Below are 22,932 nucleotides of genomic sequence, written 5' to 3'. Positions count from 1 at the left end.
GATGTCGGCCGTCTCCGCCGAACGGCGCGAGGAGCCCCGCCCGGCCCGCACCCTGCGGGCCGGGCCGCTGGCCGTCGCGCTGACCGCCGCCCTGGTGCTCGCGCTGACCGCCGCCGTGTCGTTCGGCGCGGTGGACATCCCGCCCGGCGAGGTCTGGTCGGTGGTCGCCCACCACCTCACCGGGCGGGCCCCCGAACCCGGCACCCGCGACCTCATCGTCTGGCAGCTGCGCGTCCCGCGCGCCCTGCTGGCGGCGACGGTCGGGGCCGGGCTCGGCCTGGTCGGCACGGCCGTGCAGGCCCTGGTCCGCAACCCGCTCGCCGACCCCTACCTGCTCGGCATCTCCTCCGGCGCCTCCCTCGGGGCGGTCGCGGCGATCGTCCTCGGCACCTCGCTCGGCCTCGACCTCGCCTTCGGCAGCGCGCTCGGCCTCACCGTCTCCCTGGCGGCCTTCGCCGGCGCGCTCGCCGCGTTCTCCCTGGTATGGCTGGCGGCCCGGCGCGGCGGCGGCTTCTCCCCGCTGCGCCTGGTCCTCGCGGGCATCGCCATCGCACAGTTCCTCGGCGGCATCACCAGCTACCTCGTCCTGCAGACCCGCGACGAGCAGCAGACCCGTGGCGTGCTGTTCTGGCTGATGGGTAGTCTCGGCGGCGCGGTCTGGGTCCAACTAGCCGTCCCCGCCGTCGCGGTGGTGCTCGGGCTGGCCCTGCTCCAGGCCCGTGCCCGCGGGCTCAACGCGATGCTCATGGGCGACGAGACGGCCGCCGGGCTCGGCGTGGACGTCACCCGGCTGCGCCGGGAGGTCTTCGTCGTCACCAGCGTGCTGACCGGCGTGCTGGTCGCGGTCTCCGGCGCGATCGGCTTCGTCGGACTGATGGTGCCGCACGTCTGCCGCCTGCTCGTCGGCGGCGACCACCGGCGCCTGCTGCCGCTGTCCGCGCTCACCGGCGCGCTGCTGCTGGTCGTGGTCGACACCGTGGCCCGCACCGCGCTGGACGGCCAGGAACTGCCGATCGGCGTGGTCACCGCCGTCCTCGGCGCCCCGACCCTGCTCTACCTGCTGGACCGACGACTGGAGCGCACGTGAGGATCGCCGTCGAGGACCTGAGCGTCACCCTGTCCGGGCGGGCGGTGGTGGCCGGCGTCCACCTGGTCGCCGAGGAGGGGGAGATCGCCGGCCTGGTCGGGCCCAACGGCAGCGGCAAGTCCAGCCTGCTGCGCACCGTCTACCGGCACCTGCGGCCGAGCGCCGGGCGGGTGCTACTGGCCGGGCGCGACCTGGCCGGGCTGCGCCCCGCGCAGTCCGCCCGGCACATCGCCGCGCTGCCGCAGGAGCGGGGCGGGGACTTCGAGTTGAGCGTCCGCGAAGTGGTCGCGATGGGCCGCACCCCCTACAAGCGGTCGTTCGCCGGCGACGACGCCGAGGACCACCGGATCACCGCCGACGCGCTGGTACGGGTCGGCATGGCGGACGCCGCCGACCGCCGCTTCGCCCAACTGTCCGGGGGCGAACGGCAACGGGTGCTGCTGGCCCGCGCGCTCGCCCAGCAGCCGGACGTCCTGGTGCTGGACGAGCCGACCAACCACCTGGACGTCCGGCACCAGGTCGAACTCCTCGCCCTGCTGCGGGACCAGCGCCGCACCACCCTGGTCGCGCTGCACGACCTCAACGCGGCCGCCTCCGTCTGCGACCGGCTGCACGTCCTGCACCGCGGCGCCCTGGTGGCCTCCGGGGCGCCGCGCGAGGTGCTGACCGCGGAGCTGCTGGCCGAGGTGTTCGGCGTCCGGGCGGCAGTGGTCGAACACCCGCTCACCGGTGACCCGTTGATCGCCTTCGACCACCGCACGCCGGCCGCCCCGACCCCGGCCGTCCCGACCGCCCCGGCTCCGGTGGAGGGTGCCGGGGCCGGGGCGGATGCTGGAGGGGCGGGGGTCGCCGGGTTGGACGCCGCCGGGGTGGAGCCTGCGCGTCAGAGCGCCTCGTAGTGGCTCGGCCGGCCGTCGAGTTCGACCAGCCGGCCGCGCTGCGCGGCGTCCTCGCTGCGCAGCAACTCCCAGTCCCCGTCGGCGCGGTGGAGTACCGAGGAGTGCCAGGGCGTCATCCAGGCGTCGGCGGCCTCCAGCAGCCGGATGCCGAACTTCGGTGCGCCCGCCGGTTGCGGGTGGATGGACAGCCGGACCGACCGGGGGTGCTGCTCGGCGATCAACTCGCCCCAGGCGCGGCTGCGCTGGATCACCCCGTACGCGCGGCGGCGGCAGTCGCGCTGCAGGGCGGAGCGGGTGCCGGTGAAGCCGACGGTGTCGTCGGTCAGGAAGCGGGTGATGCCGCGGTAGAGCCGCAGGGTCTCCTCGTCCGTCAGCACCTGCTCGCGCAACTCCTCGACGCTCGGCGCGTACTGGGCGTGCACCCGGGCGCGCTTGTCGTCGTACGGCAGGTCGCCGAGGACGTCCCGCAGGTCGAAGGTGGCGAGGTGGGCGAGTTCCTCGCGGGCGATCATCGCCGTCAACTCGTCGGAGTACTCGTCGATGTGGTCGTCGGGGACGTGGACGAGGTCGCCGAAGATGTGCCCGTCCGAGCAGATCAGGATCCGCGCGCCGGGCTCGTAGTACCCGCCGATCTCCGCGCAGAGCCCGTCGAGGAAGGTGAGCGACAGCCGTTCGCCCTCGTCGGGCAGGTGGCTGAGCACCTTCGCGGGGTTCGGCGACTTGCAGGGGAAGCCGGGCAGGGTGAAGAGGATCGGGTCGCCGGCGGTGATGAAGTCCGTCAACTGGGCCAGCTGGAATGGGAAATGCTCGGGCTTGGCGTCCAGCCCCGGGTCGGAGGCGCGGCGGTGCGGCAGCAGCAGGCCGAGGATCCGGGCGGCGAGCCGTGCGGCGTCCTGCTGGTCGGTGCCGCCCCCGGTGTTCGCGGGCTCCGGCGCGGGCTCCGGTGCGGGCGTGGGCGCAGGTGCGGTGTGGTGGTGGCGGGTGGAAACGGTGCCGGCGGGCGGCATGGTGGTCCTCCGTGGAAGGTGGTGCGGGCGTGGAGCGGACGCCGGGCCGACGTCGGGCGGACGTCGGCGGGCGGGCGCGGCCGCGGGGTGTTCGCAGGGTGGCCGAGGGCCCCGGCTCAGGCGCGCCGGTCGTAGCCGACGGGCAGCCGGTTGACCCCGCGCGCCAGGACGGCGGGGATCCAGGCGAGGGAGTCCAGGTCCTCGTCGGCAGCCTCGGACGGGCGCAGTCCGGGCAGCCGGGTGAGCAGGGTGGCGACGGCGGTCTGGAGTTCGGCCCGGGCCAGGGCGGCGCCGGGGCAGTAGTGGATGCCGTGGCCGAAGGCGAGATGGGCGTTGGGCGTGCGGTCGAGGTCGAGGCGGTCCGCGTCCGGGAACCGCGTCTCGTCCCGGTTGGCGGCGCACAGCGAGACGATCACCGAGTCGCCGGCCGGGACGGTGGTCCCGAACAGGTCTCCGTCCTCGGCGAGGAACCGCCAGGTGGTGAGCTCGAACGCGGCGTCGTGGCGCAGCAGTTCCTCCACCGCGCGGGCCAACAGGCCGGGGTCGTGGGCGGGCCCCTCGGAGAGGGAGTCGCGCAGCCGGGCGAGCTGGTCGGGGTGGCGCAGCAGCGTGATCAGCATGGTGGTGATCTGGTTGGTGACCGGCTCCTGGCCCGCGACCAACAGCTGGAACACCATGGAGTCCAGCTCCTCGCGGCTCAACTCGCCCGCGTCGTGGGCGGCGACGAGCCGGCCCAGCAGGTCGGCGCCGGCCGTGTCCGGGTCGTGCCGGTCGTGGCCATCGGAGGGGTTCCCGGCGCGCTTGTGGGCGACCACGTCGGCGATGTACGTCTGGAGGCCGCGCAGCCGCGCCTCGTACGCCGGGCGGCCCGGATCGTGCGGGCCGACGGGCTGCACGACCTTGCCCCAGTCGCGGTCGAACCGCACCGCCAACTCGGCCGGCAAGCCGATCACTTCGGCGAGCACCCGGAACGGGAAGTGCGCCGCGAAGCCGGCCACCAGGTCGGCGCCGCCGGTCTCGGGCAGTTCGTCGACCAGCGCGTCGGCCAGCTCCTGGAAGCGCGGGCGCAACGACTCCACCCGGCGCGGCGCGAAGGCGTCCAGGACGAGCCGGCGCATCGTGGTGTGCTTGGGCGGGTCCTGGTGCAGCAGGTGGACCTGCAACTGGGAGTGCTGCGGCTCGGGCATGATCGACGCCAGCCTGCGCCAGTTCTCGTTGCCCAGCGCGTGGTTCTTGCCGAACCGGGGGTCGTTGAGGGTCTCGTGGGCGGCCTGGTAGCCGGTGACCAGCCAGGCGTGGATGCCGCTCGGGAACTCCACCCGGTGCACCGGCCCGGCCTCGCGCATCCGCCGGTAGAGCGGGTACGGGTCGCTCTTGTACGCGGGGCCGTACAGCGGTATGGGGTCCGGGAGTTGGTCGTACCCGTACGGGCAGCGCGGTTCGTCCGCCGGGTGGGCCGGCGCCGGATCGTGGACGGTGTCGGTCATCTGCGGTGTTCCTCCGGTGGTGCGGGCATGGCGGGGTGCGGGCTCTCGGGCTTGGGCTCTGGGGTACGGGCTCTGGGCATGCGGGCGTTGGGAGTTGGGGAGGCGCGGTCCGGCAGGCTCAGGTCCGTGGGCGGCGGTGCAGGGCGAGCAGTGCCACGGCCGTCGCCGCGACCAGGGCGGCCAGGGCGATGCCCGTCCGGGTGCCGGTGGTGGCGCGGTCGCCGGCCAGCGCGGCGGCGCCGGCCAGGGCCGGGCCGAGGGCGAAGCCCAGGCTGCGGGCCAGTTGGACGGCGGAGCCTGCGGTGGCGAGCTTCCCGGGGGGCGAGGCGGTCATCACCAGGGCCTGGGTGGGGCCGCCGTTGAGGCCCATCCCGACACCGGCCAGGGCGAGCCGCCAGGCGATGTCGGCGGCGGACCAGCCGGTGTCCAGCGGGACGAGCAGCGCCAGGCCGAGGGTGGTGACGGCGGCGCCGGCGAGCGCGGTCGGGCGGGCGCCCCAGCGGTCGGCCAGCCGTCCGCCGACCCGGCCGGCCAGCACCATGCCGAGCGGGAAGGCCAGCATGGTGAGCGCGGTGGCGGTGGCGCTCTCGCCGCCCGGACCGCGCAGGTGCTGGGCGAGCAGGTAGTGGCAGGCCGCGAAGCCGGCGGCGAGGGCCAGCACCGACGCGTTGACCCCGACGGTTCCGGCGGCCCGCAGCACCTCGGCGACCGGCCTGCCCCCGGGGCGGCGCAGCCAGACCAGCACCAGAGGGGCGGCGGGCAGCGCCAGCAGCAGCCACAGCGGCGCCTCCGGGGCCAGGGTCAGCGAGAGCAGCACGGCGGCGACGGCCGCGCCTATCAGGGCGGCGTCGCCGAGCGACGCCCGGTCGGGCGGGCGCAGGCGGCCCCGCCGCGGGGCAAACCGGCGCACGATCAGCACGGCGGCCAGGCAGACCGGCAGCTTGATCAGGAAGACCGCCCGCCAGCCGAAGTGGTCCAGTAGCAGGCCGCCGATGACCGGCCCGGTGGCGGCGCCGAGCGGGCCGAGCGTCGCCGGGATGCTCATCGCCCGTCCGCGCGATTCGGGGCGGACGGAGGTGGCGGCCAACACCGGCATCAGGACGAACAGCACCGCGCCGAAGGCGCCCTGGAGCAGTCGGGCGGCGATCAGCCAGCCCGCCCAGGGGGCGAGGGAGGCCAGCACGCTGCACGCGGCGAAGCAGCTGACGGCGAGCAGCAGCGCCGAGCGGGTGCCCACCTGGTCCAGCCAGCGCCCGGCGGGCAAGAGGAGTGCCACCAGCGGGAGTTGGTAGCCGATGGTGGCCCACTGGGCGACCCCGGCGGACACGTGCAGGCTGGCCGAGATGTCGGTGAGGGCCAGGTTGACCACGTTCATGTCGAGCATCGCGACGAACGAGAGCAGCCCGGCGGCCACGACCAGGATCCACCGGTCTGCCGGTTCGGCCTGACTGTTCATCAACGTGGCGGCGGTCAGCGGCTGTTGCGCTGCCATGAAGTCCCTCCGTTGCCCGACTGCTGTCCCGGACACCGCCTCGGCGGCGGGGTCCGGTACAGCAGTCGGAGGCGCGGGGGCTCCAGTTCCGAACATGTGAAGGAATTTTCGGACGGACAGACGGACAGACGGACAGACGGACAGACGGACGGACAGACGGACAGACGGACGGACAGGCGGGGGTGGCGGGCGGCGGACAGATGACGACCGACAACTAACAACTAACAGATAACAGATTTCGAAATCTGTTATCTGTTAGTTGTCATCTGTTACCCGGCGCCAGCCACCTGCCGTCCGTCCGCTCAGCAGGCCGCTGCGAGTTCCCCGCCCTCGGCCGCGCGGAGCCGGGCTATCAGTTCCTCCCGGGCGCGGGCGACGCGGGAGCGCACGGTGCCGATCGGGCAGCCGGCGACCTCGGCCGCCTCGGCGTAGCTCAGGCCGACCATCTGGGTGAGGACGAAGGCCTCCCGCCGCTGGGCGGGCACCCGGTCGAGCAGGTCCCCGAGCGCGACGCCGTCCTCGAACCCGGCCGCCGGTTCGGCTCCCTGTCGCTCCGCCGCCTCCTGCCAGTCCGGCAGCGCCGCGCAGCGCGGTCGGGCGGCGGCCGTCCGGTACCGGTCGATCACCGTGCGCCGGGCGATCGACAGCAGCCAGGTGCGGGCCGAGGAGCGGCCGGCGAACGCGGGCAGGCCGCGCAGCGCGCGCAGGAAGGTCTCCTGTGCGAGGTCGTCGGCGGACTGGACGTCGGTGAGGTGGGCGACGAACCGCCAGACGTCCCGCTGGGTGGCGCGGACGAAGGCCTCGACGTCCGGGGCCCGGCCCGCGCGGGCGGTCAGCGCGAGCGCGGTGAGCTGCTCGTCATCCACGGTGGCCTCCCACCCGGCCGGTCTCGCCGTGAGGGCAGTGCGGGACCATGGTCGTATGAGATGCGCGCAGTTCCGTACCGCCCTGTCGGCCCGGCTCGACGGCGAACCGACCGGACTGTCGGGTGGCCGGTTGGACGGGCACGTCGCGCGCTGCGCCGGTTGCCGTGCGTGGCTGGAGCGGGCCGAGCAACTGCGCGGCCGCGTCCGGGCGAGCGCCGCCGCCGGTCCGTCGGACGAGTGGTCGGCCCGTTTGCTGGACGGACTCGGCGTGCGGGGGCTCGGGGGCGGTCAGGCTCCGGACGGGCCGGAGGCCGTGGAGCGGTAGGACGGTGGCGCCGGTCCAAGCCGGTGCGCCGTCGTAGTCAGGCATGCGAAGGTCCTGAGGGGAGGGCTGGGAGCGGCGCCACCCGAGGCGGCGCCGCCGGCGTCCATGGGACTTCCGCGCGGCCCGCGGCGCCTCCACGGAGGAGACGGCGGGCAGGCGCGGGCCCGGGCCCTGGCGGCACGGCGGCGAAAGCACGGCCGAGCGGCAGGGCGACCTGCCCGCCGAGCGAACCCCGTGGGCCCTACGGTCCCCGGCGGCGGTGGGCTGCCGGGGGCGGTAGGCGCAGGAGTGGGGACGGCGGGCGCGTCAGCAGGCGCGGGCGAGCGCCGGCGGGCCGCGCCGGACCACGGCATGGGTGAGCAGCACCGACCGGGATGGCCGGGTCCGGCCGCCGGTGGGCCGGGGTGCAGCCGGCGGGCGGTAGCCGAAGGGGCGCGCGAACAGAGCCAGCAGCGGGAGCACCAGCACTCCCGCGACCACGGTGCCGAGCGCGCCGAGCAGGTCGAAGAGCCGGACCAGCGCGGCGTCACCGCGCCACAGCAGCAGCGCGCAGGCCAGCGCGGCGAGCGCGTGGGCGGCGATCATCCCGAAGGACATCCCGTGCGCCATGTCGTGTGCCATGCCGTGTGCCGTCCCGGAGGGCATCCCGTGTGCGGCGGGTGCTCCGGAGAGGCCCGACGTACCCGGCATGCCGGGCATCCCCGCCATCCCGGCCGCGTCCAGCGCCGTCCCATCGGCCGCAGCCGAAGTCGAAGCCGAAGCCGAAGCGGACGCGGAGACCGGCGCGGACGTGGATACCGATACCGGAGCGGAAACCACACCCGCCGCCGTCCCGTGGTGCATGCCCGCCATGGTGTGCAGGCCGTTGGCGGCGGGCGGGACGTCCGGGTCGAGGCCCGCCATCCGGGCCAGCTCGACGGGGGAGAGCCCGCCGGGGATCCGCTCGGGGTTGCAGAGCAGCAGCGCGGCCCAGTCCGTGGTGGCGAGCCGGCCGAGACCGCCGCCTCCCCGGCCGAGCGCCGCGGCCTGTTCGAACAGCAGGTGCAGCGCGCTCTGGGCCGCGACCATCCAGGCGCTGATCGCGCCGAGCCCGCGCCGTTTGCCGGCGAGCAGCCAGGTCAGACCGAGGACGGCCCCGAACGCGCCGATCAGCACCGGTGGTGAGACCCCGGCTCCGGCCATGGCGACGTGCGCCGCGGCGGCCAGCGCCACGCACAGCGCGGCGAAGACCACGGCGCGCAGCAGGCGGATCCGGTCGGTCATCACGATGGCACTCATCGTCGCACCCGCCCCGCCCGGCCCGGACCGCACCCTCCGGTATTGGCCGGTTCCACCCCGTGAGACCATGCCCGGCCCCGTGCCTCCGTGTGTCGAGAGTCCGGCCCGGCCGCCGCACCAACCCGTTCGTACGACCATCGACGCGGTTTGACATCACCCCCCGCTTGCTCACTAAATGTGCACACCCCGGTACCGATAGTGGCTGCCGGGTGGACGCCGAACGCGAAGCAGGAGGCCCGGCCATGGAGACCTCGACCGGCTTGGCGGCCCCCGCCGCCGACCTCGCCGACCCCCGCTTCTGGCAGCTGCCCGCCCCCGCCCGCGCGGCCGCCTTCGCCGAACTGCGCCGACGCCCCGCGCCGGTGTTCTTCGGCGATCCCGCCACCGGCCGGGGCTTCCACGCGCTGGTCCGCCACGCCGACGTGGTCGAGGCCAGCCGGACCCCCGCGGTGTTCCTCAGCGGCCCCGGCGTCACCACCCCGGAACCGCCCCGCTGGGTCCGGCTGGTGTTCGGCGACTCGATGGTCAACCTCGACGACCCCCGGCACGCCCAACTGCGCAGGATCGTCTCGCGAGCCTTCACCCCCCGGCTGCTCGGCCAGGTCGAGGAGGACATCCGCCGCGTCGCCACCCGCCTGGTCGACGACGTCGAGCGGCGGCGGCCGGAGGACTTCGTCACCTCCGTGGCCGCCGAGCTCCCCTTCCAGGTGATCTGCACCATGATGGGGATCCCGGAACATCCGCGCCGAATGATCCTGGACCAGGTCAACCACGCCTCCGAGAACATCGGCGTGGCCCGCCCGCTGCGCCGCCGGATCCGGATGCCCGGGCGCGGGCTGCTGGCGCTGGCCCGCATGCAGGGCATGGTCGCCTCGATCGGTCGTGAGCGCCGCCGCCGGCCCACCGAGGACCTGATCTCCGCCCTGGTCACCGCCGACGTGGACGGCCGCCGGCTCACCGGACGCGAACTCGGCGCGTTCTTCTCCCTGCTGCTGGTCGCCGGTGTGGAGACGACCCGCAACGCGCTCGCCCACGGCCTGCACCTGCTGACCGCGCACCCGGAGCAGCGCGCCCTGCTGCTCGCGGACCTCGACAGGGGGCTCGGCGGTGCGGTCGACGAGATCATCCGCCACGCCACGCCGATCATCCACTTCCGCCGGACCCTCGCCGTCGACCACGAGCTCGGCGGCCCCGGGGGCCCGCTGCTGCGTGCGGGGGAGAAGGTCGCCCTGTTCTTCGGCTCGGCCAACCGGGACGAGACGGTCTTCCCCGACCCGGACGCGTTCGACATCACCCGCACGCCCAACCCCCACCTCGGCTTCGGCGGCGGAGGGCCGCACTACTGCATCGGGGCGCACCTGGCCCGGCAGGAGATGAAGGTGCTGTTCCGCGAGCTGTTCGCCCGGCTGCCCGAGGTGCGGTCGGTCGGCGAGCCGGACATCGTGCCGTCCAACTTCGACCACCGGGTCCGGTCGCTGCGCTTCACGTTCTGAACTCTCCGAGCCCTCCGAACCTCCGAGCCCTCCGAGCCCTCCGAGTCTCCGGACCCCCTGAACTGTGCCTGGCCCGGCCGTTGGCCCTATCCGACCGGTTCCCAGACCGCGTGGTCGTGCGCGAACAGAATCCGGCGCGGCCCGTACTCCGCCACCCGGTCCAGCCAGGCCCGGTAACCGGGCAGCGGCGCGGCCACGCCCTCGCGCGACGCCCGCCGGGAGAGCACCGCCTGGCCGTACTCGGACGCGAAGTCGTACGCCTGCCCGGCCAGCATCACCGCGCCGCCGCCGGGCCGCTCGACCACCAGTGACTGGTGGCCGCCGGTGTGCCCGGGCGTGGGCAGCACCCGTACGCCCGGCCAGACCTCCGTCTCGCCGTCCAGTTCGCGGTAGTCGGCGCCGGGGAAGTCGACCAGCGCGTCGATGGTGTACGCGCCGCGCCGGGCGGCGGCCAGTTCGGCAGCCTGGACGAGGACGGGCGTGCCGGCGAGCAGCGGATTGCCGCCGCAGTGGTCGAAGTGGAGGTGGCAGTTGACCACCAGGTCGATGTCGGCGCAGGCGACGCCGACGGCCGCGAGCGCCTCCGTCAGCGGGCGGCGGACCGGGCGGTAGTGTGCTTCGGTCTCGGGCTCGCCTGCGCCGATCCCGGTGTCGAACAGCAGCAGCCCCTCCGGGCGGCGGACGAGGTACGCGAGGACCGGCTCCACCCGCGGCTCCGGGCCGCCCACCTCGGACGCAGGCCGGACGAAGTACCCGAGATCGAGGCGGCGGACCGCGTGCATGGAGCTCCCCTTGTCGCGCTGTCCCCCGTACGGGCGGCCGCGGCGGCCCCCGTTCGCAGCCTACCCGCCGATCGGCAGCCCCCGGTCGGCCTTCACCTGCTTCATCGTCAGATGCGAGTTGACCTGCGCGATCCCCGGCAGGCCCGAGAGCACGTCGGTGATGAAGCGCTCGTACGCGGCGATGTCGGCCACCGCGATGCGCAGCAGGTAGTCGGGTTCCCCGAAGAGGCGGTGCGCCTCCACCACTTCCGGCAGCTCCGCCACCCGGCGTTCGAACTCGGCGACCGTCACCTGATCCTCGTGACGCATGGTGATCGTGACGAACGGTTGGAAGCCGCGTCCGACCGCTGTGCCGTCCAGGAGCGCTCGGTAGCCGCGGATCACGCCGTCCTGCTCCAGTTGTCGGACCCGGCGCAGGCAGGGAGAGGGGGTGAGGTCCACCCGGGCGGCCAGGTCGGCGTTGGTCAGGCGGCCGTCCTGCTGGAGCTCGCGGAGGATTCTGCGGTCGATTCGGTCCATGGCGCAACATTCTGCCAAAAGGCGGGCCGGACCAGCAGGAAGTGGCCATCGCGTGCCAGGGCTATCCGGCTACCTTCAGTGACCGAACGCACCGGACAGGTGCCGCGAGGATCACCGGACCAACGGCCGGGACCCGCCCGAACGAGCACGACAGGTCACCGCCACCCATGGACACCCACGCCCTCCTCCTCTTCCTCGGAGTCGACCTGCTGCTGGTCTGCACACCGGGGCCCGACTGGCTCTACATCGCCGCCCGAGGCCTCGGCCAGGGTCGGCGCGCCGCCTTCATCGCGGTCGGCGGCGTCTGCGCCGGCTACGCCGTCCACACCCTGCTCTCCAGCGCCGGCCTGGCCGCCGCGCTGCGTGCCGTCCCCGCCGCCCTGCCCGTCCTGCGCCTCACCGGCGCCGCGTACCTGCTGGTGCTGGCCGTCACCATGCTGCTCGCGCTGCGCAAGGGCGGCGGCGCCACGGCCCTCACCGCGCCCAAGCCGCAGCCCACCGCGACCGTGCTGCGCCAGAGCATGCTGACCGCCCTGCTCAACCCCAAGGGGCTGCTGCTCTACCTCTCCCTGGTGCCGCAGTTCGTCGAGCCGGGCGCCGCGCTGCCGGTCGGCGGGCAGGTGCTCGCCCTCGGCTCGCTCAACGTGCTGGCCTGTGCCGTCGTGTACGGGCTGGTCGCGCACGCCAGCGGACGCCTGGGCGGCCGGCTCGGCGGCACCCCGCGTGCGGCGCGCCGGATGACCCTGGTCTCGGCGGTGCTGCTGATGCTGGTGGCGGGCGTCACGGCGAGCGCCTGAGAACGGGAGCACAATGCCGGGCATGACAGAGCGTCCGACCTTCCCCGGCACCTGGCCCGCCGATCAGCCCGCGTCCACCGATCGGCCCGCGTCCACCGATCAGCCTGCGTCTGGCGATCAGCCCGCGTCCACCGAACAGCCCGCCGCCGGAGGGGAACCTGCGGACCGGCCCACCGCCGACCTCTGGGCCGCCCTCGGCGGATCGGCCGAGCTGCTGGGGCGGGTCTCCTTCCACGGCCCCGGCGACGTCCTGGCCTCCGGCCTGCCGGTGCGCAGGCTCGCCCGGGCCACCGTGGCCGCCTGCTCGCTGGCCGCCGCCGAACTCGCCGCCCACCGCGCCGGCGGCCCGGTCCCCGCCGTCCGGGTGGACCAGGGCGCCGTCGCCACGGCCTTCGTCAGCGAACGCCACCTGACCGTCGACGGCCGCACGCCCGTCAGCTTCGCCCCGCACTCCGGCTTCTGGCGCGCCGCCGACGGCTGGGTCCGCACCCACGCCAACTACCCGCACCACCGCACCCGGCTGCTCGCCGCCCTCGACCTGCCCGCCGACGCCGGGCCCGAAATGCTCGCCAAGCTGCTGGGCGAACTGCCGGCGGAGCAGTTCCAGGAGCGGGCGTTCGAAGCGGGGGCGCTCGCCGTAGCCGTCGCGCCGGTGAGTGCCACCGCGCACCCCCTGGTGGAGAGCCGGGTGACCGGCACCGCGTCCGTCCGCCCGCTCGGCGACGCCGGCCCCGAGCGGCCCGCCGCCGGGATCCGCGTCCTCGACCTCACCCGGGTCATCGCCGGCCCGGTCGCCACCCGCACCCTCGCCCTGCTGGGCGCCGACGTCCTGCGCGTCGACTCGCCCCACCTCCCCGAGGCCGACGACGCCCACGCCGACACCGGCTTCGGCAAGCGCTCCACCCGCCTCGACCTCACCGATCCCGCCGACCGCGCCGTCTTCGACGGCCTGCTCGCCACCGCCGACGTCCTCGTCACCGGCTACCGCCCCGGAGCCCTCGACGCGCACGGCCTCGCCCCCGACGCACTGTCGGCCCGCCACCCCGGCCTGATCGTCGCGCAGCTCTGCGCCTGGGGCTGGACCGGCCCCTGGGCCGGCCGGCGCGGCTTCGACAGCCTCGTCCAGGCCGGCGTCGGCATCGCCGCCCACGAGGCCGGCCCCGACGGCCGCCCGGGCGTACTGCCCGCCCAGGCCCTCGACCACGGCACCGGCTACCTCGTCGCCGCCGCCGTCCTGCGCGCCCTCACCGAGCAGCGCACCGGCCGGCCCGGCGGCCGGCACCTGCGGTTCTCCCTCGCCGGTACGGCCTCGTGGCTGCTGCACGGCATCCCGCCCGAGGCGCCCGCCCCTGCTGCCCCGGCGGACGGCGCTCCGGCGGACGGTGCTCCGGACACCGGGGCGTACGACCCGGCCCGGTGGCTCGCCGAGACCGACTCCGCCTACGGACGGCTGCGCCACGCCCTGCCGCCCATCGCCTACACCGGCGCGCCCACCGACTGGTCCCGCCCGCCGGGGCGCTGGGGGACGGACGCGCCGGTCTGGCTCTGAGGACGCCGCGCAACCGCCGCCCCGGCCAGCGATGTCACAGGCAGCTGACAGCATCGACGCATGACTGCACACGCCACCGACTACACCTGGTTCGAGCAGCGCTACCCCATCCCCGGGGCGGCCCACTGCCTGACGCTGGTCGAGGGGATCACCGCCGACGAACTGCTGCGCCGCTTCGGCGCCCTGCCCGGTCGGGAGGTCACCGGCCTGGACGCCGTGGTCGCCGCCTGGGAGACCTTCGACGACGGGGAGGACGAGGAGGCGGAGGCCCGGATCGAGCCGGAGGACGACCGGCTGCTCGTCGCCGTCACCGAACTCGACGGGTGGGCCGTCGTCGTCGAGGTCTTCGGCTATCTCGGCAGCCTGCCCGACGTCATCCGCCGCCTCGCCGACGGCACCCGGCTGGTCTCGCACTTCCGGAACGCCGTCGCGGTGGACCACTTCAACTGGTGGGAGCAGGGCAGCTGCCGGCTCCAGTTCGAGCCGCTGTTCCCCACCCAGCGGCACGGTTCGGACGCCGACGCCCCCGGTGTCCCCGCGCTGCTGACGGCCTGCGGCTTCCAGCTCGACGGGGAGGGTCACGACCTGCACACCGAGGCCGCGTTCGCGCTGGCCGAGCGGCTGACGGACGTCCGGCTCACACCGGAACGGCTGGAGGCCGCCACGTTCCGGATCGGCTACGCGCCGACGCGCTAGCTGTTCTGTCCCGTGAGGTTGGAGATGCGGAGTGAGACCCGTGGAGCCAGACCCTTGAAGTCAGGCCGTGGAGTCAGGCCCGTGGAGTCAGACCCCCGCCGGGATCTGCTTGGCCCGGCCGCGCATCTGGAGGGCCGTCACGATCTCGATCAGTCCGAGGATCACCAGCCAACAGCCGGCCAGGACGGCCAACGCGGCGATCGAACCGACCGGCCAGACCAGCAGCAGCACACCGGCCACCGTGTTGGCCACGCCTGCGAAGGCCTGCCAGCCACGGGCCGGCATCGCCGGGTCGGAGACCGCGGCGGCGAGCTGGGTGATGCCCCGGAACAGCCAGCCGATGCCGATCCAGATCGCCAGCAGGAGCAGCGACTGCGCCGCGCTTCGGAAGCAGAGCAGCCCCAGCAGGACGCAGATCGCCCCGCTGATGAAGGCCAGCACCCGCAGTGCGGTGGTCGCGTGGGTGCCGAACGCGGCGATCAGCTGCACGATGCCGATGACCAGCAGGTAGAGGCCGAACAGCACGCCCACCACCAGCAGGGTCTCCTTCGGCCAGACGAAGACGACGATTCCGAGGGCCAGCGAGACGATTCCGGCGAGCAGCAGGACCTGCCAGGCGGCCTTGGCGAGTTGGCCGAGCGGACCCTGGACCGGGGAACCGTCGGGGGTGATGATCGGGGAAACCACGGTGGTGTACTCCTCGGGGCCGGGGACGGGCAGGGGCCGAACCCCAGCCTGGCCGGGCCACCGTCGACCGGCGCGTCGGGTACGGCCGTTCGGGGGACGGAGACAAGGGAGGGGGGAGAGGAAGCGGAGGGGGACGGAAGGGGGATGGGAGAGGGCGTGCGGAGGAGACGAATGTTCGATGGAGTGGCTCCGGTGGCCTTCCGGTCGCCGGAACGACACCGTCCGGCCACCTGCCGTCGATATCATCCGGCGGTATGACTTCTGAAGGGTGGGGGACCCGTTCGGTCGAGCCGGTCAGTCAGCACTACATCGTCTGCGGGGGCAACGCACTGGCCCACCGACTGGTCCTGGAACTCGTCGAGCACTACGAGGTCCCGGTCGTCGTCCTGGTCGCCGATCGCACCCGCGACCACGCGCCGCAGATCGAGCAACTCCCCGGCGTCGCCGCTGTCGTCGAGTACGCCAGCATCACCGACGAGGCGCTGCGCGAGGTGTCGATCGACACCGCCCGCGGCCTCGCCCTCGTCGAGGGCAGCGACCAGGACAACATCCACGCCGCGCTCAGCGCCCAAGGCCACAACCCGGACCTCCGGATCGTGCTCCGGATGTTCAACCAGCGCCTCGGTGAGAACATCGAACGGCTGCTCAGGAACGGTGCCGCGCTCTCCGGTTCCGCCACCGCCGCACCCGCCTTCGCCGCGGCGGCGCTCGGGCGGCCCAACTCGGTCGAGATCGGCGGACGCTTCCTGCACATCGCCTTCGACGAGGCCATCACCTCCGACCGGATCTGCGTGGTCGCCGACCACATCGACCGCCAGGACCTCAGCAAGATCCGCCTGCTGCCCGAACAGCGCGGCGACTCGGCCGACTTCGTCCGGCTCGCCAGCGAGTTCGGCGACGACGGGCCGGTCCGCCCCGGTGGCGTCCGCCGCGAAGCGGAACCGGAGCCGGCGCCCGAGGAGGAGCCGGACGGCGTGGCCGCCCTCCAAGCGCTGCGCATCGAACCCAGGGAACCGATCAGCTGGGCGCGGCGGGCGCGTTGGCGGCTGCTCGACATGATGCGCTTCTTCACCAGCGCCCGGATGCGGCTGGTGCTGCTCACCGCCCTCGCCGCGGTGCTGATGGCCTTCGGCGTGCTCTGGTACCTGAACCGGAACTTCGGCTGGACCCTCTACATCTCGCTGCTCGACCTCGCGGGCGCCGCCCAGCCCGACCAACTCGCCGACATCGCCGCCGGGACCGGGACGGGCGGACTGTGGCAGCGGGTGGCGCAGGTGGTGATCACCATCTGCGGGATCACCTTCGCCCCGGTCGCCACCGCCATCGCGGTCGAGGTGCTCGGCTCCGGGCGGCGCGGGCAGCCCCGCAACCCCGGGGCCGGCACCCGGGACCACGTGATCGTCGTCGGCCTCGGCAACGTCGGCACCCGGGTCGCGGCCCAACTGCACGAACTGGGCGTGCCGGTGGTCTGCATGGAGCGTGACCCGCAGGCCCGGGGCATCGCCGCCGCCCGGGCGCTCGGCATCCCGGTGGTCCTGGGCGACGGCCCGTTCGAGGAGCAGTTGCGTCGCGCCCGGTTGAAGCACAGCCGGGCGCTGGTCGCGGTCAGCGGCGACGACGCCACCAACCTGGAGGCGGCCCTGGAGGCGCGCCACGGGAATCCCGAAGTCCGTGTGGTGGTCCGGCTGTTCGACGACAACTTCGCCGGGCACTTCTACGCGACGCTGGACAACGCGGCCTCGCGTTCGGTCTCGTACCTGGCCGCACCCGCCTTCGCCGCCGCCCTGATGGGGCGCGAGGTGCGCGGGATGCTGTCGGTGTTCCGACACGTGCTGCTGATCGCCGAGTTGACGGTCGAGGACGGCAGCGGGCTGATCGGCATGAACCGGCACGACCTGGAGGACCCGGGCGGCGTCCGGGTGATCGCCGTCCGGTTCGCCCGCAGTGCGCAGTTGCAGTGGAACTTTCCCGACCGCACCCGGCGCCTCACCCCGGGCGACCAGATCGTGGTCGCCGCCACCCGTAGCGGGCTCGCCCGGCTCAACACGGCGCTGGTGGACGAGGTGTGACGGCGGCTGACGCATAACACCTGACAGATAACAGCTAACAGATTTCAGATGACGAAATCTGTTAGCTGTTATCTGTTACTTGTCAGCTGTTACCTGTCAGCCGTAAGCCGTAAGCCGTAAGCCGTAAGCGGCCAGGTCACCGGTTGGTGAAGGACGGCGGGCGCTTCTCCGCGAACGCCGCCATGCCCTCCTTCTGGTCCGCCGTGGCGAACGCCGCGTGGAACAGCCGACGCTCGAAGCGGACGCCCTCGGCGAGGGTCGTCTCGAAGGCGCGGTTGACGCTCTCCTTCAGCATGACCGCCGCCGGGGTGGACATCGCCGCGACGGTCTCGGCCACCGTCAGGGCCTCGGCCAGCAGCTGGTCCGCCGGGACGATCCGGGAGACCAGGCCGGCCCGCTCGGCCTCCTCGGCGCCCATCATCCGGCCGGTCAGGCACAGTTCCATCGCCTTCGCCTTGCCGACCGCCCGGGTCAGCCGCTGCGAACCGCCGATGCCCGGGATGACACCGAGCTTGATCTCCGGCTGCCCGAACTTCGCAGTGTCCGCCGCCAGCAGGATGTCGCACAGCATCGCCAGCTCGCAGCCGCCGCCCAGCGCGAACCCGGCCACCGCCGCCACGACCGGCTTGCGCAGCGCGCCGAGCCGGTCCCAGGGGCCCAGCCAGTCGTCCAGGTAGACGTCCGGGAACCGGTTGCCCTGCATCTCCTTGATGTCGGCGCCGGCCGCGAACGCCTTCTCCGAGCCGGTGATCACCAGACAGCCGATCTCCGGGTCCCGGTCGAAGGCGGTCGCGGCCGCGACCACCTCGTTCATCAGCTGGGTGTTCAGCGCGTTGAGCGCCTTCGGCCGGTTGAGCGTGATCAGCCCCACCCGGCCCTTGCGCTCGACCAGGATCGTCTCGTAGGTCTCGGTCTCGGTCATCGCCGTTGACTCCCATTCCGCTGCTCGGCGCCGCGCGGGCGCGCCCTGACCATCCAACGATCTACGACGCGCCCCGCCTCGCGCCAGTCTTGGTATGCGAGATGGTCGTCACGGGCCCGGCTCCCCGCTGCGGAGCCGGGGCCCAGGGCTCCGGACACGGGGCTCCGGACGCGGGGAGTCAGGGGTCAGAAGCGGACCCCGTAGCGCTCGGCCGCCTGCCGGACGGTCTCCGCCTTGACCTCGCCCCGGCGCGCCAGCGCGGCCAGCGCCGCCACCGCGACCGACTGGGCGTCCACGCCGAAGTGCCGCCGTGCCGCGTCCCGGCTGTCGGAGAGGCCGAAGCCGTCCGTGCCCAGCGACGTCCAGTCCTGCTCCACCCACGGGCGGATCTGGTCCGGTACCGCGCGCATCCAGTCGCTGACCGCCAGCACCGGCCCGGGCGCCCCTGCCAGTGCCCGCGTCACGTAGGGGACGCGCGCCGCCGCGCCCGTACCGGCCGCCGCCTGCACCAGGTTGGCCGCGTCGCAGTCCAGCGCCTCCCGGCGCAGCTCCGTCCAGGAGGGTGCCGACCAGACGTCCGCCGCCACGCCCCAGTCCTCGCCGAGCAGTTGCTGGGCGGCGAGCGCCCAGCGCACGGCGGTGCCCGAGGCGAGCAGTTGGAGCCGCGGCGCGTCGCCGCCCGGCGAGGGCTCCGCCGGGCGGTAGCAGTACAGCCCGCGCAGGATGCCGTCGGTGACGTCAGCGACGGCAGTAACGTCGGTGACATCCGTGCCGGTCGGCAGCGGCGGCTGTGGCAGCGCCTCGTTGTAGACGGTCAGGTAGTAGAACACGTCCTCGCCGTGCGGGTGTTGGGGGCTGCTGCCGTACATCCGGCGCAGGCCCTCGCGGACGATCACCGCGACCTCGTACCCGAAGGCGGGGTCGTAGGACAGTGCCGCCGGGTTGGTGGAGGCGATCAACTGCGAGTGGCCGTCGGCGTGTTGCAGGCCCTCGCCGGTCATCGTGGTGCGTCCGGCGGTGGCGCCGATCAGGAAGCCTCGGCCCAACTGGTCGGCCAGAGCCCACATCTGGTCGGCGGTGCGCTGCCAGCCGAACATCGAGTAGAAGATGTAGAACGGGATCACCGGCTCGCCATGGGTGGCGTACGCGGTCGCGGCGGCGGTCAGCGAGGCCATCGAACCGGCCTCCGTGATGCCCTCGTTGAGGATCTGGCCGGTCGCCGACTCCTTGTAGTGGAGCAGCTGGTCGCGGTCGACCGGGTCGTAGGTCTGCCCCAGCGGCGAGTAGATGCCGGCGCTCGGGAAGAGCGACTCCATGCCGAAGGTGCGTGCTTCGTCCGGGACGATCGGCACCCAGCGGTGGCCGGTGGCCTTGTCCCGCATCAGGTCCTTGACCAGCCGGACGAACGCCATGGTGGTCGCGATCTCCTGCGTGCCGGAGCCCTTGAGTAGCGTCTCGAAGGGTTTCGCGGGCAGCTCGGGCAGCGGGGTGAAGCGCACCCGGCGGGCGGGCGCGGGGCCGCCCAGCGCGGCGCGCCGCTCCCGGAGGTAGCGGGCCTCCGGGGAGTCCGGGCCCGGGTGCGCGTACGGGACCAGCTCGCCGGTCAGGGCGCTGTCGGGAATGGGGAGTTCGAGCAGGTCGCGCATCGCCCGGAACTCCGCCCCGGAGAGCTTCTTCATCTGGTGGTTGGCGTTGCGGGCCTCGAAGCCGCGGCCGAGCGTCCAGCCCTTGACCGTCTGCACCAGCACCACCGTGGGGGCGCCCCGATGCTCCAGCGCCGCCCGGTAGGCGGCGTACACCTTGCGCGGTTCGTGTCCGGCCCGGGAGGTCGCGACGATCTCCAACAGTCGCTGGTCGTCCACGATTTCGGCGATCGCCTGGAGTTCGGGCGCGGCCTGGAACAGGTGCTCGCGGACGTAGCGGGCGTCGGAGGCGGCGTAGGTCTGGAACTGTCCGTCCGGCACCGCGCCGAGCCGGCGCACCAGCGCGCCCGTGGTGTCGCGGGCCAGGAGGTCGTCCCAGGCTTCGCCCCACAGCGACTTGACGACGTTCCAGCCGGCGGCGCGGAACTGGCGCTCCAGCTCCTGGACGATCTTGCCGTTGCCGCGCACCGGTCCGTCCAGGCGCTGGAGGTTGCAGTTGACCACGAAGGTGAGGTTGTCCAGCCCCTCGCGGGCGGCGAGGGCGAGCGCGGCGGTCGACTCCGGCTCGTCCATCTCCCCGTCGCCGAGGAGCGCCCAGACGTGCGAGCCGGAGGTGTCCTTGATGCCGCGCGCGGTCAAGTACCGGTTGAACCGGGCCTGGTGGATGGCCGACAGCGGTCCGAGGCCCATGGACACGGTCGGGAACTCCCAGAACCACGGCAGTCGGCGCGGGTGCGGGTACGAGGGCAGGCCGTCGCCGCCGGCCTCCTGCCGGAAGCGGTCCAACTGGGCCTCGCCGATGCGCCCTTCGAGGAAGGCGCGGGCGTAGACGCCGGGCGCGGCGTGGCCCTGGACGTACAGCTGGTCGCCGGAGCCGTCGGCCTCCTTGCCGCGGAAGAAGTGCTGGAAGCCGACCTCGTACAGCCAGGCGGCGGACGCGTACGTGGCCATGTGCCCGCCGAGGCCGCCGCGGTGGTTGCCCCTGGTCACCATGGCGGCGGCGTTCCAGCGGTTCCAGGCGGTGATCCGCCGCTCCATCGCCTCGTCGCCGGGGAACTCGGGCTCGGCGCCGGTCGGGATGGTGTTGACGTACGGGGTGTCCAGGAGCGGTGGGACGTCGAGCCGGCGCAGTTCGGCGTGTTCGACGAGGCGGCGCAGCAGGTGGGCGGCGCGGTGCGCTCCGCCGAAGTCGCGGGCGGCGTCCAGGGAGGCGCGCCACTCCGCGACCTCTTCGGGGTCGTGGTCGGGAAGCTGGTCGAGCTGGGACACGGATGGTTCCCCTTTGCCGGTGCTTCAGAGTGCCGATTCCGGGATGCGGAATAGCATTTCTCTCCATGGAAGGTCTCTATGGACGGTAGGGAGTGGTCCGGCGGCGCGTCAACCGCTACTGGAGGGTAATGTGAGCGATGATCGATCATCTTTGTGCGAACCATAATGCCGCACCGGGACCCCGCCCGGATCCGCTCAGGCGGAGCGGTCGGCGTACTCCAGGACGTGTTCCGCCAACAGCCGCCCGACCTCCGGATCCCGCCGCCGGAAGGCGTCGATCAGCGGAGCGTGGTCGGCCGCGTTCTCGTGCAGCTCCGGGCGGACCCGGTGCAGCGACAGCACCGTCCACACCTCCACGCCCAGCCCCTCCCAGGTTCGCAGCAGTGCCCCGTTGGCGGCGGCGGCCACGATCTCGCGGTGGAAGGCCACGCCGTGCCGGGCCTGCCCGAGCGCGTCACCCGCCCCGGCCGCCGCCGCCATCCGTTCCGCGTGCCGCTCCAGGGCAGCGGTGTCCCCGGCCAGGCGGACGACCGCCGCCTCGGCGGCCAGCCGCTCCAGGGCGGCCCGCACCTGGTAGACCTCGCGCAGTTCGGCCGGGCTGATCTCGCGCACCCGCACGCCCCGGTTGGGCTCGGCGTCGAGCAGCCCGAGCGACTGCAGTGAGCGCAGCGCCTCGCGCACCGGCGCCTGGCTGACGTTCAACTCGGCGGCCAGGCGCCGTTCCACGATCCGGTCGCCGGGCTGCCAGCGCCCGTTCAGCAGGCCCTCCAGCAGCAGTCCGCGCACCTGCTCGCCGAGCGGCACCCGGGACAGCGGGTCGGCGTCCCCGGCGGGCGGCAGCGGGATCGGGCGGGTCATGCGGGCTCCTTGATCGTGGTTCATGACGCGTGGTTCATCACTCGTGGTTCATGGCGCGTGGTTCATGGCGCGTGGTGATGCGGGGCCGCGGCGGCGCCCGGTCAGGCCAGGCCCAACTCGTCGCCCACGCGCGGGGCGAGGAAGCGGGCGACGTCCGCCTCCCCGACCTCGGCGAGCGCGGCCGGGGACCAGCGCGGGGTGCGGTCCTTGTCGATCACCTGGGCGCGGATGCCCTCGACCAGGTCAGGCCCGCTCAGCGCGGCGCAGGAGACGCGGTACTCCTGGTCGAGCACGGCCTCCAGGGAGGGGAGCGTGCGGGCCCGGCGCAGTGCGGCGAGGGTCACCGTGACGGCCGTGGGGGAGTTGCCGAGGACCAGCTCCGCGGCCTCCTTCGCCTCCGCCACGCCGGAGTTCAGCAGTCGTTCGACGATCTCCTCGACGGTGTCGGCCGCGTAGCAGGCGTCGATCCAGCCGCGCTGCTCCGCGAGTGCGGACCCCGGCGCGGGCTCGGCGTGCGAGGCGACGGCGGCGGCGGGGTCGGGGCTCTCGGCCAGGGCGTCGAGCAGCGCCGAGATCCGTGTCGAGGGGACGAAGTGGTCGGCGAACCCGCACAGCAGCGCGTCACCGGGGCCCATCGAGGCCGAGGTGAGTCCGAGGTGGGTGCCCAACTCGCCCGGGGCGAGCGCGAGCAGCCGACTGCCGCCGACGTCCGGGACCAGCCCGATCCGGGTCTCGGGCATCGCGACGGTGGAACGTTCGGTGACGATCCGGAGCGCGCCGTGGGCGGACAGGCCGATGCCGCCGCCCATGGTGATGCCGTCCATCACCGCGACGTACGGCTTCGGGTAGTGGGCGATCAGCGCGTTCAGCCGGTACTCGTCGCGGAAGAAGGCCCGGGTGCCGGCTCCGCCGGCCTTGGCGTCGTCGTGCAGTGCGCGGAGGTCGGCCCCGGCGCAGAGGCCGCGCTCGCCGGCGCCGGTCAGGACGACGGTGCGCACCCGGTCGTCCGCGGCCCACTCGGTCAGCGTCGCGTGGACGGTGGTGATCATGCCGTGGGTCAGCGAGTTGAGCGCCCGCGGCCGGTTCAGCACGATCCGCCCGGCCCCGCCGTCCAGGGAGACCTGGACCTCCGCCACCTCTGCGTTCATCGGGTCCGTTCCCGTCGTTCGGTCGTTCGGTCGTTCCTCGGTCTTGACGACTCCTGTCG

General features: G+C 73.8%; 20 protein-coding genes. 8 read left to right on the top strand and 12 right to left on the bottom strand.

Annotated elements, in window-relative coordinates; genetic code table 11:
* Position 1: 1 nt before the first annotated feature.
* Positions 2 to 1,087: a FecCD family ABC transporter permease gene (locus ACFWPI_RS04380; protein ID WP_380369014.1), complete on the top strand. Its 1,086-nt coding sequence runs from the start codon at positions 2 to 4 to the stop codon at positions 1,085 to 1,087.
* Positions 1,084 to 1,986: an ABC transporter ATP-binding protein gene (locus ACFWPI_RS04375; RefSeq protein ID WP_380369016.1), complete on the top strand. Its 903-nt coding sequence runs from the start codon at positions 1,084 to 1,086 to the stop codon at positions 1,984 to 1,986. Before ACFWPI_RS04380 ends, ACFWPI_RS04375 begins: the two co-directional genes overlap by 4 nt.
* Here the strand turns inward: ACFWPI_RS04375 and ACFWPI_RS04370 are convergent.
* The 4 genes from ACFWPI_RS04370 to ACFWPI_RS04355 all read right to left on the bottom strand — a co-directional run bounded on the left by ACFWPI_RS04370 (position 1,971) and on the right by ACFWPI_RS04355 (position 6,838).
* Positions 1,971 to 2,993, bottom strand: a complete 1,023-nt coding sequence (locus ACFWPI_RS04370; RefSeq protein ID WP_380369018.1) for an L-tyrosine/L-tryptophan isonitrile synthase family protein — start codon at positions 2,991 to 2,993, stop codon at positions 1,971 to 1,973. The two genes, ACFWPI_RS04375 and ACFWPI_RS04370, sit on opposite strands and share 16 nt — an antisense overlap.
* A gap of 116 nt (positions 2,994 to 3,109) precedes the next feature.
* A complete protein-coding gene (locus ACFWPI_RS04365; protein ID WP_380369021.1) occupies positions 3,110 to 4,480 on the bottom strand; it encodes a cytochrome P450 in 1,371 nt (456 codons plus the stop codon).
* Between the two features lie 118 nt (positions 4,481 to 4,598).
* Positions 4,599 to 5,972, bottom strand: a complete 1,374-nt coding sequence (locus ACFWPI_RS04360) for an MFS transporter (RefSeq protein ID WP_380369023.1) — start codon at positions 5,970 to 5,972, stop codon at positions 4,599 to 4,601.
* 302 nt (positions 5,973 to 6,274) lie between these two features.
* Positions 6,275 to 6,838: a sigma-70 family RNA polymerase sigma factor gene (locus ACFWPI_RS04355; protein ID WP_079135986.1), complete on the bottom strand. Its 564-nt coding sequence runs from the start codon at positions 6,836 to 6,838 to the stop codon at positions 6,275 to 6,277.
* Positions 6,839 to 6,893: 55 nt separating this feature from the next.
* Here ACFWPI_RS04355 and ACFWPI_RS04350 point away from each other — a divergent pair, with 55 nt between their 5' ends.
* Positions 6,894 to 7,163 carry a zf-HC2 domain-containing protein gene (locus tag ACFWPI_RS04350; protein ID WP_380369027.1) on the top strand — a complete coding sequence of 90 codons (270 nt, stop codon included), beginning with the start codon at positions 6,894 to 6,896 and terminating at the stop codon, positions 7,161 to 7,163.
* 306 nt (positions 7,164 to 7,469) lie between these two features.
* Here the strand turns inward: ACFWPI_RS04350 and ACFWPI_RS04345 are convergent, their stop codons facing one another.
* The gene (locus tag ACFWPI_RS04345) at positions 7,470 to 8,441 is read right to left on the bottom strand and encodes a hypothetical protein (protein ID WP_380369030.1); all 972 of its coding nucleotides are present in this window, start codon (positions 8,439 to 8,441) and stop codon (positions 7,470 to 7,472) included.
* A 242-nt stretch (positions 8,442 to 8,683) separates the two neighbouring features.
* Between ACFWPI_RS04345 and ACFWPI_RS04340 the strand changes: the two genes are divergently transcribed.
* Positions 8,684 to 9,934 (top strand): cytochrome P450, encoded by a 1,251-nt coding sequence (locus ACFWPI_RS04340; RefSeq protein ID WP_380369033.1) that lies wholly within the window; start codon positions 8,684 to 8,686, stop codon positions 9,932 to 9,934.
* A gap of 86 nt (positions 9,935 to 10,020) precedes the next feature.
* Here the strand turns inward: ACFWPI_RS04340 and ACFWPI_RS04335 are convergent, their stop codons facing one another.
* Both ACFWPI_RS04335 and ACFWPI_RS04330 read right to left on the bottom strand, forming a co-directional pair.
* The gene (locus ACFWPI_RS04335; protein ID WP_380369036.1) at positions 10,021 to 10,716 is read right to left on the bottom strand and encodes an N-acyl homoserine lactonase family protein; all 696 of its coding nucleotides are present in this window, start codon (positions 10,714 to 10,716) and stop codon (positions 10,021 to 10,023) included.
* Between the two features lie 60 nt (positions 10,717 to 10,776).
* Entirely contained in the window at positions 10,777 to 11,235 is a 459-nt protein-coding gene (locus ACFWPI_RS04330) for an Lrp/AsnC family transcriptional regulator (protein ID WP_063349872.1), read from the bottom strand.
* Between the two features lie 167 nt (positions 11,236 to 11,402).
* Here ACFWPI_RS04330 and ACFWPI_RS04325 point away from each other — a divergent pair, with 167 nt between their 5' ends.
* The 3 genes from ACFWPI_RS04325 to ACFWPI_RS04315 are packed head-to-tail and all read left to right on the top strand — an operon-like array spanning position 11,403 to position 14,277.
* Entirely contained in the window at positions 11,403 to 12,032 is a 630-nt protein-coding gene (locus tag ACFWPI_RS04325) for a LysE family translocator (protein ID WP_380369040.1), read from the top strand.
* 22 nt (positions 12,033 to 12,054) lie between these two features.
* Positions 12,055 to 13,581, top strand: a complete 1,527-nt coding sequence (locus tag ACFWPI_RS04320; protein WP_380369043.1) for a CoA transferase — start codon at positions 12,055 to 12,057, stop codon at positions 13,579 to 13,581.
* Between the two features lie 60 nt (positions 13,582 to 13,641).
* Positions 13,642 to 14,277: a DUF6461 domain-containing protein gene (locus ACFWPI_RS04315; RefSeq protein ID WP_063349874.1), complete on the top strand. Its 636-nt coding sequence runs from the start codon at positions 13,642 to 13,644 to the stop codon at positions 14,275 to 14,277.
* A gap of 87 nt (positions 14,278 to 14,364) precedes the next feature.
* On the opposite strand, the gene ACFWPI_RS04310 is transcribed toward ACFWPI_RS04315, so the two are convergent.
* Positions 14,365 to 14,964 carry an HdeD family acid-resistance protein gene (locus ACFWPI_RS04310; protein ID WP_063349875.1) on the bottom strand — a complete coding sequence of 200 codons (600 nt, stop codon included), beginning with the start codon at positions 14,962 to 14,964 and terminating at the stop codon, positions 14,365 to 14,367.
* Between the two features lie 254 nt (positions 14,965 to 15,218).
* Here ACFWPI_RS04310 and ACFWPI_RS04305 point away from each other — a divergent pair, with 254 nt between their 5' ends.
* Entirely contained in the window at positions 15,219 to 17,033 is a 1,815-nt protein-coding gene (locus ACFWPI_RS04305; protein ID WP_380369046.1) for an NAD-binding protein, read from the top strand.
* Positions 17,034 to 17,169: 136 nt separating this feature from the next.
* Here ACFWPI_RS04305 and ACFWPI_RS04300 read toward each other — a convergent pair whose 3' ends face one another.
* From ACFWPI_RS04300 to ACFWPI_RS04285, 4 genes are all read right to left on the bottom strand, one after another.
* Positions 17,170 to 17,955, bottom strand: a complete 786-nt coding sequence (locus tag ACFWPI_RS04300) for an enoyl-CoA hydratase (protein WP_063349877.1) — start codon at positions 17,953 to 17,955, stop codon at positions 17,170 to 17,172.
* Positions 17,956 to 18,140: 185 nt separating this feature from the next.
* The gene (gene aceE, locus ACFWPI_RS04295; RefSeq protein WP_380369050.1) at positions 18,141 to 20,867 is read right to left on the bottom strand and encodes a pyruvate dehydrogenase (acetyl-transferring), homodimeric type; all 2,727 of its coding nucleotides are present in this window, start codon (positions 20,865 to 20,867) and stop codon (positions 18,141 to 18,143) included.
* Between the two features lie 195 nt (positions 20,868 to 21,062).
* Positions 21,063 to 21,725 (bottom strand): GntR family transcriptional regulator, encoded by a 663-nt coding sequence (locus ACFWPI_RS04290; RefSeq protein WP_380369053.1) that lies wholly within the window; start codon positions 21,723 to 21,725, stop codon positions 21,063 to 21,065.
* Positions 21,726 to 21,826: 101 nt separating this feature from the next.
* Positions 21,827 to 22,873, bottom strand: a complete 1,047-nt coding sequence (locus ACFWPI_RS04285) for an enoyl-CoA hydratase/isomerase family protein (RefSeq protein ID WP_380369056.1) — start codon at positions 22,871 to 22,873, stop codon at positions 21,827 to 21,829.
* Positions 22,874 to 22,932 lie beyond the last annotated feature (59 nt).

It is taken from the genome of Kitasatospora sp. NPDC058492, assembly GCF_042720685.1.
GTDB lineage: Bacteria > Actinomycetota > Actinomycetes > Streptomycetales > Streptomycetaceae > Kitasatospora.
This window is presented reverse-complemented; position numbering and strand designations above follow the sequence as displayed.

Excerpts from the sequence above, each read along its gene's own strand:
- ACFWPI_RS04340 (WP_380369033.1), top strand. The coding sequence starts at position 8,684 with ATGGAGACCTCGACCGGCTTGGCGGCCCCCGCCGCCGACCTCGCCGAC.
- ACFWPI_RS04380 (WP_380369014.1), top strand. The coding sequence starts at position 2 with ATGTCGGCCGTCTCCGCCGAACGGCGCGAGGAGCCCCGCCCGGCCCGC.
- ACFWPI_RS04370 (WP_380369018.1), bottom strand. The coding sequence starts at position 2,993 with ATGCCGCCCGCCGGCACCGTTTCCACCCGCCACCACCACACCGCACCT.
- ACFWPI_RS04325 (WP_380369040.1), top strand. The coding sequence starts at position 11,403 with ATGGACACCCACGCCCTCCTCCTCTTCCTCGGAGTCGACCTGCTGCTG.
- ACFWPI_RS04290 (WP_380369053.1), bottom strand. The coding sequence starts at position 21,725 with ATGACCCGCCCGATCCCGCTGCCGCCCGCCGGGGACGCCGACCCGCTG.
- ACFWPI_RS04335 (WP_380369036.1), bottom strand. The coding sequence starts at position 10,716 with ATGCACGCGGTCCGCCGCCTCGATCTCGGGTACTTCGTCCGGCCTGCG.
- ACFWPI_RS04320 (WP_380369043.1), top strand. The coding sequence starts at position 12,055 with ATGACAGAGCGTCCGACCTTCCCCGGCACCTGGCCCGCCGATCAGCCC.
- ACFWPI_RS04345 (WP_380369030.1), bottom strand. The coding sequence starts at position 8,441 with ATGAGTGCCATCGTGATGACCGACCGGATCCGCCTGCTGCGCGCCGTG.
- ACFWPI_RS04330 (WP_063349872.1), bottom strand. The coding sequence starts at position 11,235 with ATGGACCGAATCGACCGCAGAATCCTCCGCGAGCTCCAGCAGGACGGC.
- ACFWPI_RS04305 (WP_380369046.1), top strand. The coding sequence starts at position 15,219 with ATGACTTCTGAAGGGTGGGGGACCCGTTCGGTCGAGCCGGTCAGTCAG.
- ACFWPI_RS04300 (WP_063349877.1), bottom strand. The coding sequence starts at position 17,955 with ATGACCGAGACCGAGACCTACGAGACGATCCTGGTCGAGCGCAAGGGC.
- ACFWPI_RS04285 (WP_380369056.1), bottom strand. The coding sequence starts at position 22,873 with ATGAACGCAGAGGTGGCGGAGGTCCAGGTCTCCCTGGACGGCGGGGCC.
- ACFWPI_RS04365 (WP_380369021.1), bottom strand. The coding sequence starts at position 4,480 with ATGACCGACACCGTCCACGATCCGGCGCCGGCCCACCCGGCGGACGAA.
- ACFWPI_RS04315 (WP_063349874.1), top strand. The coding sequence starts at position 13,642 with ATGACTGCACACGCCACCGACTACACCTGGTTCGAGCAGCGCTACCCC.
- ACFWPI_RS04350 (WP_380369027.1), top strand. The coding sequence starts at position 6,894 with ATGAGATGCGCGCAGTTCCGTACCGCCCTGTCGGCCCGGCTCGACGGC.
- ACFWPI_RS04360 (WP_380369023.1), bottom strand. The coding sequence starts at position 5,972 with ATGGCAGCGCAACAGCCGCTGACCGCCGCCACGTTGATGAACAGTCAG.